The sequence below is a fragment of the Paenibacillus sp. LjRoot56 genome (assembly GCF_964253335.1).
Classification (GTDB): domain Bacteria; phylum Bacillota; class Bacilli; order Paenibacillales; family NBRC-103111; genus Paenibacillus_E; species Paenibacillus_E allorhizoplanae.
This window is the reverse complement of the sequence record NZ_CAXURV020000002.1, coordinates 444,803-463,465: the sequence shown is the minus strand read 5'-3', so window position 1 is coordinate 463,465 and position 18,663 is coordinate 444,803. Positions and strand designations below refer to the sequence as shown.

13 protein-coding genes are annotated in these 18,663 nt (G+C 47.3%); all 13 read right to left on the bottom strand.

Features of this window, described 5'->3' with window-relative positions:
* Positions 1-86: 86 nt before the first annotated feature.
* A complete protein-coding gene (locus tag ACSQ8O_RS14750) occupies positions 87-1,619 on the bottom strand; it encodes an extracellular solute-binding protein (RefSeq protein ID WP_436242298.1) in 1,533 nt (510 codons plus the stop codon).
* Between the two features lie 110 nt (positions 1,620-1,729).
* Entirely contained in the window at positions 1,730-2,650 is a 921-nt protein-coding gene (locus ACSQ8O_RS14745) for a carbohydrate ABC transporter permease (protein WP_236283937.1), read from the bottom strand.
* Between the two features lie 30 nt (positions 2,651-2,680).
* Complete coding sequence (locus ACSQ8O_RS14740; RefSeq protein WP_056620265.1) at positions 2,681-3,586, bottom strand: ABC transporter permease; 906 nt, start codon at positions 3,584-3,586, stop codon at positions 2,681-2,683.
* A gap of 448 nt (positions 3,587-4,034) precedes the next feature.
* The gene (locus ACSQ8O_RS14735) at positions 4,035-5,633 is read right to left on the bottom strand and encodes a response regulator (protein ID WP_436242297.1); all 1,599 of its coding nucleotides are present in this window, start codon (positions 5,631-5,633) and stop codon (positions 4,035-4,037) included.
* A gap of 20 nt (positions 5,634-5,653) precedes the next feature.
* Positions 5,654-7,279 (bottom strand): glycoside hydrolase family 10 protein, encoded by a 1,626-nt coding sequence (locus ACSQ8O_RS14730; protein WP_436242296.1) that lies wholly within the window; start codon positions 7,277-7,279, stop codon positions 5,654-5,656.
* A gap of 157 nt (positions 7,280-7,436) precedes the next feature.
* A complete protein-coding gene (locus tag ACSQ8O_RS14725) occupies positions 7,437-8,228 on the bottom strand; it encodes an IclR family transcriptional regulator (protein WP_436242295.1) in 792 nt (263 codons plus the stop codon).
* Between the two features lie 21 nt (positions 8,229-8,249).
* Complete coding sequence (locus ACSQ8O_RS14720; protein WP_436242294.1) at positions 8,250-9,008, bottom strand: SDR family NAD(P)-dependent oxidoreductase; 759 nt, start codon at positions 9,006-9,008, stop codon at positions 8,250-8,252.
* Positions 9,009-9,020: 12 nt separating this feature from the next.
* On the bottom strand, positions 9,021-10,340 hold the full coding sequence (locus tag ACSQ8O_RS14715) for an aspartate aminotransferase family protein (protein ID WP_436242293.1): 1,320 nt from the start codon (positions 10,338-10,340) through the stop codon (positions 9,021-9,023).
* 63 nt (positions 10,341-10,403) lie between these two features.
* Complete coding sequence (locus tag ACSQ8O_RS14710) at positions 10,404-11,900, bottom strand: M81 family metallopeptidase (RefSeq protein WP_436242292.1); 1,497 nt, start codon at positions 11,898-11,900, stop codon at positions 10,404-10,406.
* 1 nt (position 11,901) lies between these two features.
* The gene (locus ACSQ8O_RS14705; protein ID WP_436242291.1) at positions 11,902-12,297 is read right to left on the bottom strand and encodes a RidA family protein; all 396 of its coding nucleotides are present in this window, start codon (positions 12,295-12,297) and stop codon (positions 11,902-11,904) included.
* A gap of 41 nt (positions 12,298-12,338) precedes the next feature.
* Positions 12,339-13,448, bottom strand: a complete 1,110-nt coding sequence (locus ACSQ8O_RS14700) for an alanine racemase (RefSeq protein ID WP_436242290.1) — start codon at positions 13,446-13,448, stop codon at positions 12,339-12,341.
* Positions 13,449-13,584: 136 nt separating this feature from the next.
* On the bottom strand, positions 13,585-14,730 hold the full coding sequence (locus ACSQ8O_RS14695) for an N-acetylglucosamine-6-phosphate deacetylase (protein WP_436242289.1): 1,146 nt from the start codon (positions 14,728-14,730) through the stop codon (positions 13,585-13,587).
* A 670-nt stretch (positions 14,731-15,400) separates the two neighbouring features.
* On the bottom strand, positions 15,401-18,619 hold the full coding sequence (locus tag ACSQ8O_RS14690) for a galactose-binding domain-containing protein (RefSeq protein WP_436242288.1): 3,219 nt from the start codon (positions 18,617-18,619) through the stop codon (positions 15,401-15,403).
* Between the last annotated feature and the right edge of the window lie 44 nt (positions 18,620-18,663).

The window sequence follows — 18,663 nt, the reverse complement described above, 5'->3', positions numbered from 1 at the left end:
AAACGGCTTCACTGTCCAAATCGAACAGGTAGATGCGCTTATCTAGAAGTAAAACCCCCACGGCATCACCGCAGGGGATTTCGCTGCTACTTTTTGTTTGCTGCGTACCATTCATTGGCCGCTTTCGTCATTTCTTCCCCGCCATCTGCTTTCCATTGCGCTACGAACTTGTCATAGTTTTCAAGTGGTTCTGCACCTGTGATGTATTTCAAGAACGTATCTTCCATCAGCTTTTGCAGCTTCAAATTGTATTTTCCAATCGCTTCCAGTGGCGGTGCAAAAGCAAGTGGATCTAGAACAATGTTGCCTTTGGCTGCTTCTTGAATTTTATTGAAGGAATCCGTTAAAATCGGATCTTTGCGAACACGCGCTTGCCAGTAGATCGGGTAATTTTTCTCATCCACACCCGTTAAGAACGTGGAAGCATTGTTATATTCATCATTGAATTTCGGCAGTATAGGGAAGTAATTGCCATTTTCAAACTTATAGTGAACGCCTTCTTTACCAATCGCCGCTTCTTTGAAAATATCTTTATCCAGCTTAAGATCCAAATATTTAATAATATCTTCTTTGTTCTCTGCCCATTTCGGAATACCCACATAGAAGCTGATGCCTGCACTGCCCATGACTTGGACTTTGCCATCATCCCCTTTGAAGTAAGGGAAACTTCCGATTTTGGCATTTGGCGAGTTTTTCAACAACGCATTTTGCACAGTTGGCGCGTTAAAATAAGCATTTGAAATGATCGCCGCTTTACCGCTTGTGAAGTTCTCGATGACTTTATTGGCTTGGTTCAGTGACCATTCCTGATCGATCAATTTCTCCGAGTAGAGCTTTTTCATGAATTCCAAATATTTCTTCATATTCGGATTCTCAATCGCATTCACCAATTTACCATTGACATCCTGCCATCCGGTCGTTGCTGTCGCCGAAACCATCGGTATACCAAACGTAGGAAGTACCTCAGGTAAAAGCGGACTTTTCCCTCCGGTTAATCCAATTACATTTTTCTTCTCTTTCAACGTTTTCAGGACCGTATACAATTCATCACGTGTCGTAGGTGCTTTTAAACCAAGCTCATCCATCCAATCCTGACGGACAATTAACTGTGTATTCACAATTGTCCCTGATCCCGTTTGCGGTATGCCAAAAATTTTGCCATTCAGCTTCGCGCCGTTCCAAGAGGTTTGTGAAATCACATTCTTCATATTCGTACCGTATTTGTTGACCAGCTCATCAATCGGCTCAAGCGCACCAGAGGCAGCAAGCTTCGAATATTGAGGTCCACTGAGCAGCATGTAAGCATATTTCTCTTTGTTCGCCATCAGTAGATTAAGCTTGTCATCTGGATTTTCAACAGGCAGCATGTCGTAGGTCACCTTGTAGCCCGTTTTTTCATTCAGGAACTTGGCAACGACTTCGGTATTCGGATCAAATCGCGCATATTGCAGCAGTGCTTTGAACTCCGGCTTTGGTTTATTGGCTTCTACGGTTGCAACAGGTGCGGTAGATGCAGCTGGCGTTGTAGAACTGCTCGTGGTTTGACTGGATCCACCACAAGCCGTAATCGCTGCTGTCATTGCTGTGATGGACATGAGAACTAACATTTTTTTTACCATGTAAGAGCCTCCCTATTTTTCCCTTTGAGTATGGATACTGCCATATACCAACTATTATGGAACCCTTGTAGAGCTGGCCCACCACCACCCTTCATAATTCGCCTTTGACTTCATCCCTTTACAGAACCTACCAGCACGCCTTTAACAAAATATTTCTGTAAAAATGGATACACACATATGATCGGAAGTGTAGCTAGAATGATCGAAGCAGCCTGAATCGACTGCGGTGATACGTTCAACGAAGCGTCGACATTTGTACGCATGAATGTATCTGTCGAGGAAACGAACAATTCCTTCAAGTACAGCTGCAAAGGCTTCAAATCGGCGGAGTTAATATAGATAAGTGAAGTAAAATAATCGTTCCAGAATGTAACCGCATAGAACAAGGCAATCGTCGCAAGTACAGGCATGGAAAGCGGTAGAATTATTTGCGCAAATATCCGCATATTGCTAGCCCCATCCATTTTGGCCGATTCCTCAAGGCTGTCTGGCAGGCCTTCGAAGTAGCTTTTGACAATGAGCATATTGTAGACGTTAATCATATATGGCAGGAAGAGAACCGGCAGCTTATCAATGAGATGCAGCTTGTGCATGAGCAGATACGTCGGGATCAGACCACCGCTGAACAGCATCGTAAATAAATACATGAGGATGAACAACTTACGTCCCCTTAGTCTAGGTTTGGAGAGCGGATAGGCGGCAAGTGTCGTCATGAACAACGCGATGAGTGATCCAACAAGCGTTACCGTGATGGAGATCGTAAATGCACTCAGAAACATGGCATTGCTTGCCACATACGTATAGGTCCCTATTTGAAAATCAATCGGATATAGATTCACCATCCCCGCAACAACAGCCGCCTCACTACTTAGTGATTTGGCAATCAGGTTAATAAACGGAAAGATGGTCGATAAGCCCAAAAGAATAAAGAATAGGTGATTGGCCACAGTGAAAATTTTCTCGCCGAGCGATAACGGGATGGCTGAGGATTTCCTGCTGGACCTAGGTTGTAAACTGCTTTTCATATTCATCTCAGATCCTCCTTATGCTTGATACACCGTTTACCAGATACCTCGTCCAAAAAACTTTCGGGCCAGCCCGTTACCCGTTAGGATCAAAATAAACGCAACAACGGATTCGAATACCCCTACAGCTGTTGAAAAGCTATAATCCTGTTCGCCGAGTCCGATCCGGTACACATACGTGCCAATCACGTCTGCGACGTTGTAAACACTTGGGTTATACATGACGAGAATTTGTTCCGTTCCGGCTTCCAAAACATAACCCAGACGAAGAATGAACATAAGTAAAATAATCGGGATCAAGCCAGGCAGTGTGATATGTACAATTTGCTTCCATTTATTGGCGCCATCGATCTTAGCTGCTTCATACAAACCAGGATCAATACTAGCTAAAGCAGCCAGATAGATGATCGTATTCCAACCGGTTTCTTTCCAACCTGCCGTCCCAATGAGAACAGAACGAAAAATCTGACTGTCTAAGAAGAATCGAATGGGCTCGCCGCCCATGGCGACAATAATTTTGTTCACGATACCGCCATTCGTAGAAAGTAGATCAATGAATAATCCGCTGACAATGACCCAAGACAAAAAGTGAGGTAAGTAGACTACGGTTTGTACGCTTCGCTTGAACGCCATGTTTTTCAATTCATTGAGTAGTATGGCTATGATGATCGGAAGGGGGAAGAGGAACAAGATTTTGTAAACGGATATGAGCAACGTGTTCTGGAATACCTGCAAAAAGCTTGCTGATGAAATCAATTTATCGAAATGCTTCATCCCAACCCATGGACTTGCTGCCATCCCATCGAAAATATTAAAATCCTTGAACGCAATGATAATTCCGTACATCGGGGTGTACTTGAACAGCAGGAGAAATGCGATGCCAGGCAGGAGTGCGAGATACAAATCCCAATCTTTCCTGACATCGATCCACAATTGACGCATATATCTTTTTTTAACATTTTTATTAATGGGTAGGACCGTTTCTTTCGTCGTGTTCGTTTCGCTCAAGGTGCCTCCTCCTTCGTACTCTCTTTCTAAACTTAGTGTACCATCCCCCGTTTTAATGCGAATTAGAGGAATATTACTTGTTTTGGTACTTTCATAACTTCTCGAATAGGAAAATGAAAATACCGCGTAAGCCGACCTCTTAGGTCGAGTCCTTATCACTGAAGTTAGTCGGTTTCATCGACACTCCTCTCCATTTGCCTCTGGCTCCCTCGAGTTTGTCGGTTTTATCGACTAACTCCTCTCCAATTGCCTCTGGTTCCCTCGAGTTAGTCGGTTTCATCGTTTAATTCCAATCCTTATAAAGAAGTCAACTTATAAATTCTGACGATAAAAAAACCTTCCCGAGAAATCCGAGAAGGCTGCCGAATCGCATATTTGGTTATTAATTACGTATTTCCCCAGGTGTGACACCCCAGTATTTACGGAATACTCTTGTAAAATAACTAACATCTCTGTACCCAACGGCAGAAGCGGCATCATAAACACGCGAGCCTTCTTGTAGGATCGCTTTGGCCCGCTCCATTTTCCGTTCCATCACATAAGTGGAGAACGCTTTACCGGTTTCCTGCTTGAACAGACGGCTTAAATAAGAGGAATTCACATACATCCTGTCTGCAACAGCATGCAGGGTCATTTCCTGATCAATTTCATTTTCCACGAGACTAAGAATCGTCTTGATCATGCCATGACTGCTCGATTTGCGCCTATGGCCTGCATAAGTTAGATACGCCTTAATCATGCGCTCCAGCCAGAATAAGATCTGTTCTTTGGTTGCCAGTTCCGAATGGTTATGAAAATAAACATAATCCTCGCCGGCTACTTCCCGTACGGGCCATCCCTGCTTTTGAATCATCCCGACGAATAAATAAGTAAAATACAGAATATGCTCATTAATCTCATCTACGCTCTCCGCCTTCGCCATCCCGCTGTCCCAAAGTGCCGTTAACATGTCTAATGCCTTTTCCCCATCTCCGGTTTCAAGGGCAATTTCCAGCGTTTTCTCATGGTTCGGTTGAAACGTCAGTTCCGGCTCTCTCCCTTGCTCCGCCCGGTAAGGGATCGCCAGATCATGGCCCAGTACAATTCGATCTTGCAGTGCGCGAACAGCTTGTACATAGAGCTTATTCATATCCGCTAAGCCGCCGGTCATCCCACTGATCCCGGCACTCGCACTAAGTTTGAGACAGCTCTTTACCGTAAATAACAGTTTTTCGGTCAAAGCATTGATTTTTTGCAATGCCAATTTGGGTTCCTCTTCACGATCCATTTGAAAAATGATGACCGTACATCCCGCATAATTAGTAGATACCCAGCAGAGTGTAGACGCTAGAGCTTCCTTCACGATACTACTGAGCGAGAATTGAAGCAGTGACATGTCCTTTCTGCTAAACCGGTTGTCCGTCTCTGAGATTGGGTCCATATCCACGATGGTAACAGCATAAGCGGCATCATTTGGCAAATCTAATTGCAGATCCCTACATTTCTGACCAATCTCCCAGTTTTCGTACTTCCCATTCAACAAGCCTTGGAAAAATTCATTGACCAAGTAAGGAAGATGAAGCTTCCATTTCAATTTCAACTCATCTTCGTTATGACGCTGCTCAAGTTCGCTTTTCAACTTCTCTGCAGCTTCGAGCACGGTCCCCAAGATTTCTTCATCACCTGCTGGCTTTAACAAATACTTCATAATACCAAGCCCCAGCGCCTCCTGTGCATAAGTGAAATCATCATGTCCGCTAAGTACGATGATTTTCAACAAAGGATCTACTTGGCGAAGATGTCTTGCCAGCGTTAATCCGTCCATTTCTGGCATCTGCACATCCAGCAAAATAATGTCCGGCTTTTTACGGTCAATGATTCGAAGGGCTTCCGCACCATTACCTGCTTGGCCCACGACCTCGATGCCATGCTTATCCCATGGAATATTATTAGCCAGCGCATTTCGGAGACGGATTTCATCTTCCACAATTAATAAATTCATTATGAGACCCCCGCTCGGATTTACTTCACTTGCTTCATCTGTGCGTAATGTAGAAGCTCTTGTACGTCTGTTAATGTGTTCGTCAATTGTTCCACGACAACAGGATGAATCATCCCATCCACTTGATGTTGAAGCAGTAATGGCTTGAACTCCGCGATCTTCTCATCCAAAGTGATCGTTAGCTCTTCTCCCTCATGCCTTTGCAAAGCATCAAGAAACACATCCAACCTTGCTATGATGACAAGCGCCGCTTGTTCATGAACCGCAAGCCGAGGAAGGTAAACGTGTTTCATATCTGTTTTTACTGCTTCCAATAAGGCTTGAATCGCGCGTAGTGGATACATCCCTGTGGAAATCGCAGCGTTTCGCCACGGCCCTAAACGCAGAGCACGAATCGTTTCGTCCGTCGCTTGGCCAAAGGCAAAGATGACCGTACCCATGTCTATATCCTGCGCTGCAAGCACCTGTTCAATCGTTTCCTGTGCACCTAATTGTGCGTACATCGGGTAAATGCCGCTGTATACAAGATTACCAGGCATAAGCTCTTTTTTGTGCAACAGGACAGAGGGTCGCACCTCAGGGGCTGTAGCATAATAAGCCTGTGGGATAACAACATCAACGTGCTGCGACCAGTTGCCAATTTTAGTAGACTCCGCCCCTGGCTCAGGTGCAGCCGATACAATTAGATTCGGGCTGATCCGCTTCATCTCCTTGTACAAGTGCGATACAAATTCGTCTTCCTGCTGCTCCAACCATTTCGTCCATATCGTCCAAAGCTCCCTCTGCTCACTAGAAATCTCAAGCGGATCCCAGTGATGTTCACGCTGGAATGCCTCACGGGCATACAAGCTGAAGCAATAAGTATCCTGCCAGTCTTCATCCGTATGGGGGAACCTCATAAAATCCAAATTAATACCAGCAACTCTGTACGTAGAAACAATCTCTATAACAATATCTAAGAGATACTTGCGTACAGAGGGATTAGTCAGATCAAGCCAAAAGTAACCCGTCCCTTGTTGAGGTAATGGCTTCTCTGAATGTGCTTGTCTGTGCGAAAGCGCAGACCATTCTGGATAGGCTCGCAGCACTGGCCCTCCCGTCGTGTCAACACCAACCATGAACCCGTCCAACCAAGCATGAACAGCGATTCCCCGCGACTCTCCCTCCTTAACGAAAGCTTCCAACGGGTCATACCCACGAAACGCTGGATGCTGCGCCTCTATCCCTTTCACCATGGCCGTATGACTCGGGTAGATCGTATATCCCCAAAGCCATGTCTCTAGATACAGCTCATTGAAGCCAGCCGCTAGCATACGGTCCAACGTGCGCCCCACTTCTTCGTGGTTTTTCTCTACGGGTCGATACCAGACACCTCGTGCTTCCGCTACACGACTGGGCAGAGATAATAAGTACCCTTCCCATGCCTCCGTTGACGCAAGCGTCGCTTTGGATCGACATCCCTCCATATCGGTAGACGCTAATTGTCGCGCCTCTTCAAGCAGCTGATCAGCTCTCGCTAGATGAAGTCTAGCCAAGTCATAAGGAGCGTTGATATAGCGATCCCAGTTGTTCTCAATCATCCTTTTCGCACTAGCAATACGCGTAGTAACCTGCTCTAAGCATCGGGCGGTTTCCTGATCAGCCATGGCTTAAGCTCCCCTTTTGAGTGTTTGGTATAGAAAATAACATATCCATCCTGATCTTCCTAGAGGGCTTTGATGACTTCCTTTGGTAATTTGATGTGGGTGAACTAGAAGAAAAAGCAAGTCTCAACCATCAGAGATGGAAGAGCTTGCTTATCTTTTAGTGCACAGTTTCATATCCTAGCTTTCGAGAAATCCGATTCGCTGCTGCTTTCATACTTTCGGCCATTTCAGGAATGACCTCATCTGCAAACCGATGCATAGCACCTGACATGCTAACTGCTCCCTCTATGTTTCCGTACATGTTGAATATCGGTGCGGCTAAGCAACGTGCGCCTTCCACAATTTCTTGATCATCCAAAGCAAACCCTTGCTCACGAACCTGCTGCAGCTTTAGTTGAAATTGCTTTTCTGAAACAATCGTATTTTTAGTTAGTGCAGGCAATCCTTGAAGCATAATCAGTTCTTTCACCTTCTCTTCTGGCAAAAAAGCAGCCATCGCTTTTCCCATCGCTGTCGCGTGGAACGGTGATTTGGATCCCACCGTATCGGTCATCCGAAGTGGCTGTGTGCTTTCCAGAATTTCGACGTACAGCACTTCGCCCTCCAAGAGCACACCCAAATTAATCGTGTCGCCATACATTTCAGAAAGCTTCTTCATTTCGTGAAGCGCTGCCGATCGCAGCGTATTTCTTTCTAACATGCCTCGCGTCAACATCAATTGTTTATAACCAAGACAGTATTTACCGTTCTCGTCATCTCTGCTGATGAATCCACGATTCTCAAGCGTTAACACGATCCGGTAGGTCGAAGATTTGGGCTGATCCAGCAAATCCGTTAATTCCAATAAATTGAGGGAACCGTGTTCCGCCAACAACTCCAGTAAATCCAACGCTTTGTCAATCGATTGAATCGTATAGCGTTCTTGTTTCTCTCCTGTATCCTTGCTCATAATTTCATATGATCTCCTTTGTCAAGATAGCTTGATGAGTTGACCGCCATCTACGACAAGGCAGTGGCCTGTCATGTAGCGCGAATCATTCGTCGCCATAAAAAGGGCAACATCTGCGATTTCCTCTGGGACGCCGGCACGACCCATAGGTATCGTTCGTAAATAAGGCGCAAAAGCAGTAGGATTGTCGATCAAAGGCTTCGTGAGCCGTGTCTCGATAAATCCTGGGCACAGTGCGTTGACGCGAATACCAAGCGGTGCTAGCTCAAGCGCCATCGACATCGTGAGCAAGTTAATGCCGCCTTTCGTTGCGTTATAATGGGCTTGATCACCTTCCGCAGCCAACCCGTTCACACTGGACATATTAATAATGGAACCGCCTTTTCCCTGTGCAACCAGCACTTTAGCAACCGCTTGCCCAACAAGAAAGGTTCCCTTCAAATTAATTGCCATGTGCCTATCCCACTCCGATTCCTCGATGTCTAGGAAAGCAGCCGGGCTGCAAATACCAGCATTGTTAACCAGTACATCTATGGTGCCCCATTGGCTCATTACGGTATCAAGCATGCGATTGACGTCCGATTTTAGCTGCACGTCTCCGTCGATCCAAATGACCTCGCCGTTCTGTGCCGCAATTTCCTCAGCTGTCGCTTGCAGCGCTGCTTTATCTCGGCCTGTTATAGCGACCTTGGCACCTTCTGCAGCGAACCTGACAGCCGTCGCTTTACCGATGCCTGTTGAGCCGCCAGTAATGAGAGCAATAGAGTCTTTCAGCCTCATGTGATGTCCCCCTTATAGATGCGCTAGCGCTCGATCGACCGCTGCCAGCGTTTCTTCAATCTCTTGCTCCCCATGCACAGTGGATAGATACCACAGTCCGTTCGACCTGACGAGCACGCCTTCCTCCAACATTTCACTTGAAAATTCGGAGTACTTCGCAGCATCCCGCTTCGTGAAAGCAGCGAAATCTTCCACTCTGGACTCCTGCGTAAACATCATATGAAATACCGGACCAATCTGGTTGATGATACCTGGAAGGCTGTGTTTGGCGAGTAAGCGGCGAATTCCTTCAACCAGCAGATCGGCGTTCTTTGTCATTTTCGCATAAACCGCACCCTCGTCTTTGGAAAGCTCAGCAATAGTTGCCAAGGCAGCCGCGGTCGCAACACCATTTCCGTTCAATGTACCGAGGTGGCTCACCGTCCCGTTCTCAATTAGCGCCATGATGTCGTGAGAGCCAGCGACCGCGCTTACGGCAATCCCTCCTCCTAACGCTTTCCCGATCGTTACCAGATCAGGCTTCAAGCCGAACTTGCCATGAGCACCACTCAGGCCAAGCCTAAATCCGGTAATCACTTCATCAAGAATCATGACGATGCTCAATTCATTCGTTAGGTTGCGCATCTGCTCCAGATAGCCCGGTTTCGGGAGAACGCAGCCAGAATTACACATCACTGGCTCTGAAATAACAGCAGCGATATCCTCGTGATGGTCACGTAAAGCTGTCTCCAGCGCAGCATAGTCGTTCCACGGCAAAAGAATAATATCTTCAAGCGCAATCTCACTCTGTCCACTCGTACCTGGTAATATGGTTTGATCCACAGGAGAACCTGGTGCAGTTGTATCGGACTGACGCATATCCGAGCTTGGGAATGCCGTGAAAATCGTATCCGACCACCCATGATAATGACCATGAAAACGTACAATCTTGCGTTTACCGGTATATGCTCGTGCTAAGCGAAGCGCCAGCATGACCGCTTCCGTGCCTGAACCGCTTAAGGCCACTTTATCTGCACAGGGTAAAATCTCGGTTAGCTTTCGTGCTACTTCAATTTCTCCCTCGTGCTGAAGTCCGTATGTAATCCCACGTTTCATCGCTGCATAGACGCTCTCCGTGGTTGCTTCATGCGCATGACCCAAGATTAATGGACCGTAGCCAAGCAAATAATCAATATAGGCATTGCCGTCTACATCCCAGATGCGTGGACCCGATCCTTTGGATGCAAACAAGGGGGTGGGCTTCATAGCACTTCTTAAGGAGCTCGCGACCCCACCAGCCAAATAGGCTTGCGATTCGGTGTATTTATGCTTCGACTTCTCAACATTCTTCATAGGGGAACGCCTCCTCATTCTGATGTCTTCGGAGAGTGGTTTCGTCAACAAAAGTCTAAGGTGTCATACATACAATCCGAATCTCGGTTGTGGCTCCGCATCCAATGGATACACGGGCCGACGTACATGGTTATATGGAAAATGCATAAGATTAGCGTTGCAGCATCCTGGTGAATCCACATTGATGATATGTTTCGCAAACGACCCAAACGCCGTCTGCCAGGCGAGCGCCGACTTGGCAACGATGATATGATAATCGCCAGGCCATAGCCCGACTGAGCGCACATGGCCCACATCCCAAGGAGCGACCCGCTTCTCAGTCAAAATGATGGTCAATTGTCCGCATTCGAGGACAGCCGTCTTCCCCATTTCAGCCTGTTGACCAGTCATATACGGTCCGACATGTCGGTAATGACCATCAAACAACAGCCGAATCCGTCCATTAACTGCGACAGGCTTGCCGTGCAAGATATCGCTTTTGCCCCCGATTTCACCTGCAAATGCACCTCCGACACCCATTCGCCATGCGGTTTCCACCGCTTGCTGATCGCGAATCACGATCAACGCTTTGCGTGGTACCGTCGTTAGTTCCGCAAGGAGATGCGTAGCATCTGCTGGGGCACCACCGCCAACATTATCCGAACCTTCCGATAAGATAACCGGTCCTTCTGGCTGTGCCAATGCCTCATCTACTGCCTCACGCGGTGTGACATAGGAAACATTAAATGCTGCCTTGTCGTGGGTAGCCATCTGCGCAAGTTCCGCCGCACAACGCTCGGCTAGCTCCGCATTATCATTTGTCGTCACCACAAATGACATCCCTGCATCCGGCACATCACTGTATGGAAAGCCACCAGCCACGGTCACGTTCAGTACGCCGGGCTGAAGCTCCATGCTAAACGCACGCTCCATCAATGCTTTCATGCTGCCTTCCTCTGTCATCATGCCCTGTGGAACAACAAGCATTCCCGTATGAGCGAGTGCCCTTACCGGGCGGATTTCCCCACGGATTGTTCGGATAAGTAAACCGAAGGCCTCGATAGCCCGTTCATACATATCCACATGCGGGTACGTATCGTATCCAACAATCAGGTCTGACTGTTGAACCATCTCTTGGCTTATATTCCCATGAAGGTCGAGGGTCATTGCGATTGGGAAATCCGCCCCGAACCTAGCACGCAGACGACGAAGACATTCACCCTCGTAGTCAAGGTACTGCTCCGATACCATGGCGCCATGCATGATTAACACGAGTCCGTCCGTTTGACTGTCGAGGGATTCGACAAGTGCTTCGATCAACGCGTCGCCTGTTGACGCATCGACCATGCCGCTTGGGGTTGCCGCGACATACAAGCCAGGAACCAACGCGATGCCTTGCATCTCGGCTGCCGCGATGACACCCCCCATCGACGTTCGAGTTCCTGCGTACCTTGCGGTGAATGCCTCGCCTCCGACCGTCCACTGCTCTCGGAAATGTCCAATGTCGGTAAATCCGGGAGCAAATGTATTCGTTTCATGTAAAATGCCAGCCACCGCAATCCGAAGTTGATGGCTGCTCATGTTAGTTGCTCTCTCCGCGAACGGAACCCGCGTATGCAATTGCATCAATTTCTACCAAATAGCTTCCAATGTTACAACCAATTGAGGTTCTTGTTGGAAAAGGCCGCCTCATGATACTTTCATACGCTTTATTGTAGTTTGGAAAATCTTCTTGTCTGGACACGAAGGCATTCATTTTGACAATATGATCGAGGGAAAGTCCGGCTGCTGTGAGGATTGTTTCAATATTACGTAAACATTGTATGGTTTGTTCTTCGATCGTTTCTCCGACGACTTCACGCGTTGTGGGATCTACGCCGACTTGACCCGAAACATAAACGAAATCGCCAGCCCGGAGCGCTTGAGAGAAAGGAAGAGGAAATTCTGGTGCCAGGTTCGTATGAATTTGTTGTGACATTCGTATCAATCTCCTTTATAGGTAAGGTGTAGATAGGCCAGCTAGGTAACTTTCCCTCTTGCATCTACGGTAATGATTCGCTCAATCTGCCCATTCCGCATGCCGAGCAGCCGATCATGCAGATTCGTTACGGCGCAGCAATGATTGGGGATAATGGCTACTGTGTCGCCAACTTGCAGCGTAATTTCTTCTGGGACGGATAAAATTCCATGCTCTTCACTAAGGCGCTCGACATAAATGTCAGGCAGCTCTGGGATGATGCCAAAACCTCTGCGATGAGCACTGCTGTCATTCGATAGCGTCTTCGAGCCAGAATCGATGATCACTGTTCCCGGCCTCGGTGTACTGACGACTGTGGCATAGATACTCATCGCACATTCCTCTTCTTCGATAAGGCCCGTGTATAACTGCGAACCATCGCCGAAAACGTACGCGCCAGGTCGCATCTCCGTTACGCCTAAACCAGCGAGTGCGCTGATAAACTTTGAAGTCGGTGTGGAACCGACGCTAATGTCCGGCACATCTACGCCCAAGCGTCGCAGCACGCGCTGCGATTCCAAGAGTGCTTCTGCTTCGGCTAGCGCTACCTCCAAGCAATCGTCGGCACGACTCTTGCTGTATGCCTGACCCGCATGGGTCATTAGTGCAGCCAGTCGAATGCCCGGCAGCTTCGCTATCGCCAGCGCCAGCTCCGCTGTTTCTTCACCAGGTTCCTTCCCACAGCGGTTCAAACCGCTATTCACATCTACGTAAAGTGGCACACGCAGCTTCAACTGCACACCGAGATCCGACAATCCCTTGGCCACCTCGTAGCTATCCACGCTGACAGACACTTGTATCCGCTGCAGCAGCCGTGCCAAGCGTTCGAGCTTCAATCGCCCAACGATCGGGTAAGCGATTAAAATATCATCGATGCCGCCTTCCGCCATGACCTCCGCTTCGCCAAGCTTCGCAACCGTAATGCCAGAAGCCCCATGTCGCAGCTGCTCTTGCGCGATCCAAATGCTCTTATGCGTTTTCGTATGTGGTCTTAATCGGACGCCCGCTGTGGCAGCTAATTCAGCCGTTCGTTTCAAATTAGCCTCCAATCGATCGAGATCAATGACAATCGATGGGGTATCCAGCGTTTCCTTCCATGAATCTAATCTCACAACTGCACCGCCTTTAGGTTTCATTAAATAAAACCTTGGTTTCATTAATTTGCATTATATCAAATCACACGAGGATATGACTACCATTTTTTCTCAACTATTTCTCAGAAATAGCGGCATGCCGACTTTCTTTTTATCAGCTCACGAGTTGGCCTTGCAAAATCACCTGTTGTATGTTTATTTCTCCATCTATAAGGATCAGGTTCGCCAGTTTGCCTCGCTCAATGCTCCCCATCCGATCATCCATATGAATGACTTTAGATGGATTTAGCGAGGCCATACGGAACGCATCCACGAGATCTACTTCTGCATGTCTCATCATATTGCGAACAGCCCTATCCATCGTTAGGCGACTACCTGCCAAATGTCCGAGATGGTTCCAATTCAAATCCGAACCATTTCCATTGTCCACGCCAGCTTCAGGCATGGCGTCCGTAATGATGATCACACGGTCTGTTCCTTTGGTTTTGTGAATCAGTTTCAACATCAAGGGACGCACATGAACGCCTTCTGAATCCGGAATGACTTCCGCATAGATGTCGTCATGCACGAGGACAGCTTCGTCGACACCCACTTCGCGTGTTCCACCATATCTAGACGGAGAAGGTGTCGTACCCGATGCGTTCGTACAGTGACAGCCAATGCGAAGACCTTGAGGGACAAACCGGAAAATCTCTTCCGCAGTTGCCTCGGAATGACCGACAGATAACGAAATCTGATATTTCGCTGCCTCGTTCACGAAGGCTTCCTGTCCTTCCAGCTCCGGTGCGAGTGTCCATACCTTGATGCGGTCGCCAGCTACTCGCAAAATTTCCTCGTATTCAACCGGATCAACGGCTCGGATTGGCGAGGTGATGGCACCATATTTTTTATTAATATACGGCCCTTCCATATGGATACCGACTATTGCGTTGGCGAACGGCTCCCTTGAATCCATGGCCTCTAGAATCGTCTGGAGCCCATCTCGTACCTGTTCCCGACTTTCATTGTAAGTAAATGTAGGTAAGATGGCTGTTGTCCCATGTTTCAAATGCGCAAGCGCAAACGCATTGGGATGTTCCCACGACCATACCCCGCCACCGCCATGACAGTGAATATCGACGAAGCCTGGGGCAATGTAGGCGCCTTTCGCATCCACGACAGGTAGATCAGCTGGCACCTCTACCTCCCCCGCTTCCCCGAAATCGGTAATTAAGCCCCCTACAATTAGAACAACCCCATTTGGGATTAACCTGTTAGCCGTAATTAGCGTACCGTTCTGAACAACTAAACTACCATTCACTTGCATCCATCCACCTTCTCTCTAAAAATAAAACCATGGTTTCATTTTATTATATCACCTCAATAACCTCGCTTGAAGAAAATTTTTCCAATCCACATCCTATCCTGAACGGATATACCAAAGACCCTTCTTAAACATGAATCCTACTCCCCTTCATTATCCTTGAAGCATCTCACGTGGATTTCGACTACCAAATACAAGGAAATCACACAATCCGAATATTTCGACCTTTTTTGGAGGTTATTTTTCTGCCTATGATTGAAATTACATGGAATAGGGGGAGGTGAATAAAACAATAAGGGAATGAAAGCGTCACCTAGATCCGACATCAAGCGGTGCATGAACAGCGAATCGTATAGATCACAATTTGATCTGTATGACGCACTTCTTTATGCGGCCGAACTACCGACAGCCTAAGCGCTGCGAATCGATGGAGGGAACCAAGGATGAGAATCATTATGCCTCGTAAGCCGGCAGCCCTACTGCGCATCATAATTTGATGAATCGAGTAAATCGAAGGAATTTAACTACAGAAAATCCAGTTACATGCGGGGAGCAGGTTTATTACTCATCGGACATTAACGAAAAAAGAGGCTATTTCAAAAGTCAAAATTGACTTTTGAGACAGCCTCTTCTTTTCAATTCGTTTCGTGTCGGGAATGCAGCTTTATTAATTATACACCTTGAACTCATAGGCCGAAGCACTTCCACCAGTGTAAGTAGAGCCTATGACGGTAACTTTGACATATCTGTAAGTGGCACTATAGGTATCTGTGGTCAAGCCTTGCGTTGTATTACTTGTTCGATCAAGGATGGTTGTATAGGTCACATCGTCATTGCTTCCTTCAATTTTGTAGGCGTATGACCTTGGATAGGTCGTACTGTTGTACCAGTAGCTTTCAAGCTTCGTAAGCGCCATGCTGCTTCCGAGATCTACTTTCCACCACTGCGGATACGTGTTGGTGACAGCTGCCCACCGAGTTGTCGTTGTGTTTCCGTCGTTGGCATTGCTTACATCATAACCAGTTTGGACGGAGCTTGCCGTCGTTGTCTTACTCTGTGAAACAACTTGCCCTGTTGGGTTTGTGCCTTCAAATACTCTGAATTCATAGGCGGAAGCACTACCACCGCTGTAACTGGAGCCTGTTACAGTAACCCTGACATATCTGTAAGTGGCATTGAATGTATCTGTCGTTAAACCTTGTGTCGTATTACTACTCCGGTCAAGGATCGTTGTATACGTCACATCATCATGACTTCCTTCTATTTTATACTGGTAGGATCTTGGATAGGACGAGCTGTTGTACCAGTGGCTTTCGAGTTTGGAAATTGGCATGGAGCTGCCTAAATCAACCTTCCACCACTGCGGATACGTATTCGTAACCGCTGCCCATCGGGTTGATGTCGTGTTCCCGTCATTGGCATTACTTACCTCATTGCCCGTTTGAAAAGAGCTTGCCGTCGTTGTCTTGCCTTGTGAGACAATGCCTGTACCTGTAGTTGCACTTACAGTTGAACTCCACATACTCGAGCCTTGGCTATTCTTGGCCCTTACCGTATACGTGTGTGTGGAACCATCCGTCAGACCTGTATGTGCATAGGGACTGCTTACGTTACTAACCACTGCGCCATCGACGATCAGGTCATACCCGGTAGCGCCTGTGACATTATTCCAGCTGACGTTGATCTGAGACATATTGGCCGCCGTTGCGCTTAACCCTGTTGGCATCAATGGCAAATTTGGATTTGATGCAACTGGGGTGATGCTCATCGCTTGCGGGTTACTTCCACCAAATTTGATACTCTGAATGCTTGCTTGACCTGAAGAAAACTCCACACCAAGTGCACTTGCTCGGTTAACCAGTCGATACGTCGTTAGCCCATTCAGACTCGTATTCGTTGCCGCTGCGATCGTGGAGGCAGAGGAAGATGGTGTGAGATAGGCAGGTGTTGCGTTTCCGACAGGCAAAAGATACCATTGATCACTGCCGCTTGCTGCGCCATTGCCACCATTTCCGCTTGGATTGGCATTGGCATCGGCTGCACCAGTAATCACCGTCGAACCCATCGCCCGTGTTGCTGGCGCCGTTGACCCGGCCACCTTCAAATACTTACCTGTGGAGATGTTCTGTAAGCGATAAAACCCGCTGTTCTTGGAAGCATCAAATTCATCAGGAACAGGAACGAATTGCCACTGCCCAGCGGTTCCATCTTGGAGAGTATTTCCGCCTATGGCGATGGTATAAGCTGCAGACGTCGAAATCGCCGTACCATTCTGATCTTTTGGTGAGTTATATGCTGAGTAGTACGACTGTCCTGCACTAGGTACCGCTGTCGTATAATTTTTCTGAGAACCCGATAAATCGGAAATTGTTCGGAAGGAATACCCGCTCACTTGTTGATTAGTCAGACTGCCTGTGTCGAGTTGAGACAAATAGCTCCCTACCGTTGAAGGAAGTTTACCTACCACTTTGAATGTGTCTGGTTTACCTAAATCATCCGTCTCGTAAACGTACCCGTCATAGCCGACAGAGCGGTATTTGCCACTATAGGCATTATAGGAGAAGGCATTTTGGTATTGTGTATTGACTGGAAGGAACAATCGTTGCGTCGCCGTATTTTTGAATACGGCATTGCCGCTTGATCCGGCTTGAATGGAAGTCAGGTATCCTGTGGAGTTGTTTTCTTGGTCAATCCAAACTTGGCTGTTTTTAATATAAACGGTTATTGTAGCATCCAGTGCTGGATCTGAGTAGGAGACTGAAGGAATGCTGGTACCGCTCGCATTTTTAATTGTTCCATTGGTCTTATTGGCCGTATAAGTGTTGCCTGCGAGATCTTGGAAGGTGAAATCTCCACTGCTTGTTAGCTTCGTATAGGTGATATTTAAGGCGGAACCGTCCATGCCCGTACCTGTTAAAGTCAGACTGTCTGTAGCTGGTGTATAATTGACGGTCAGATTATGATCACTACCAGCACCCATTGGACTTCCAATCCAACCTGCATAACCTTTCAGTGCGGATCGGGTCCATGTCCCGTTATACCATACATCCCAAGAGCCTTCCGCCATTTTGGCAGAGATTGGAGAGCGGGCCAGACTGAAGTAAGTAAGAATGTTGCTGTAGCCAGGTTTCCAATTAATGTGATTGTTGTAGAGAGCATAGAAGTAACCATTGACATTATCGACAAAAAAACGAGTGCCTGCCACACCATATGACCAAGTCGTGCCAGGAAAGTTCGTACTGGTTGCGGCTTCATTGCTATCGTTCCATGGCGAAGTCGCAACCTGCCCAATTAACTGCCAGGTAGCTCCTTTATCTGTCGAGTAGGTGGATAGAACCCGATTGTTGTGGATACCCGTGGCAATCCGCTCATTGTTCGTCGGGTTATTCGTCGCAAATGGCGAGAATTGATATTCATCATTGATCAATGCATACCAGTAACCTGTATCCGGATCAATCCAGACGCCAATGCCATCATTATGGTCATCTTGGTATGGCGTTGGAATACCATAGGTTTCGTCTATCTTATAGTTGAAGGTTCCCGGTCGATTCCAATACGAATTATAAATGGTTGTCGTACCCCAATTCGTGTTTAGGCTTCCCATGTCTGTATTCGTATTGTATTTAATCCACGATCCCCCGCTGTCCGATGCTGAGTAGTCGGCTAGTGAATACATCCAGTGAAAATCCCCGTCTTTGTCGACGAACGCAGAGCCAGCAATATCTGCTCTGCCCGATGTGAGACTTGGAACGGCTGTATTCTGTACATACGTTGGGAATTTCTCTGTCGCAGCAGAAGCTGTCTGTCCCCCCCCTACTGCTTGAACCGTTAGCAATGTCAGAATAGCAAGTGATCTTGTTAATTTCACTTTCTTATGAACACGCATACCGTAACCTCCATGATATTCATATTTGCCCCGCAACAACCACT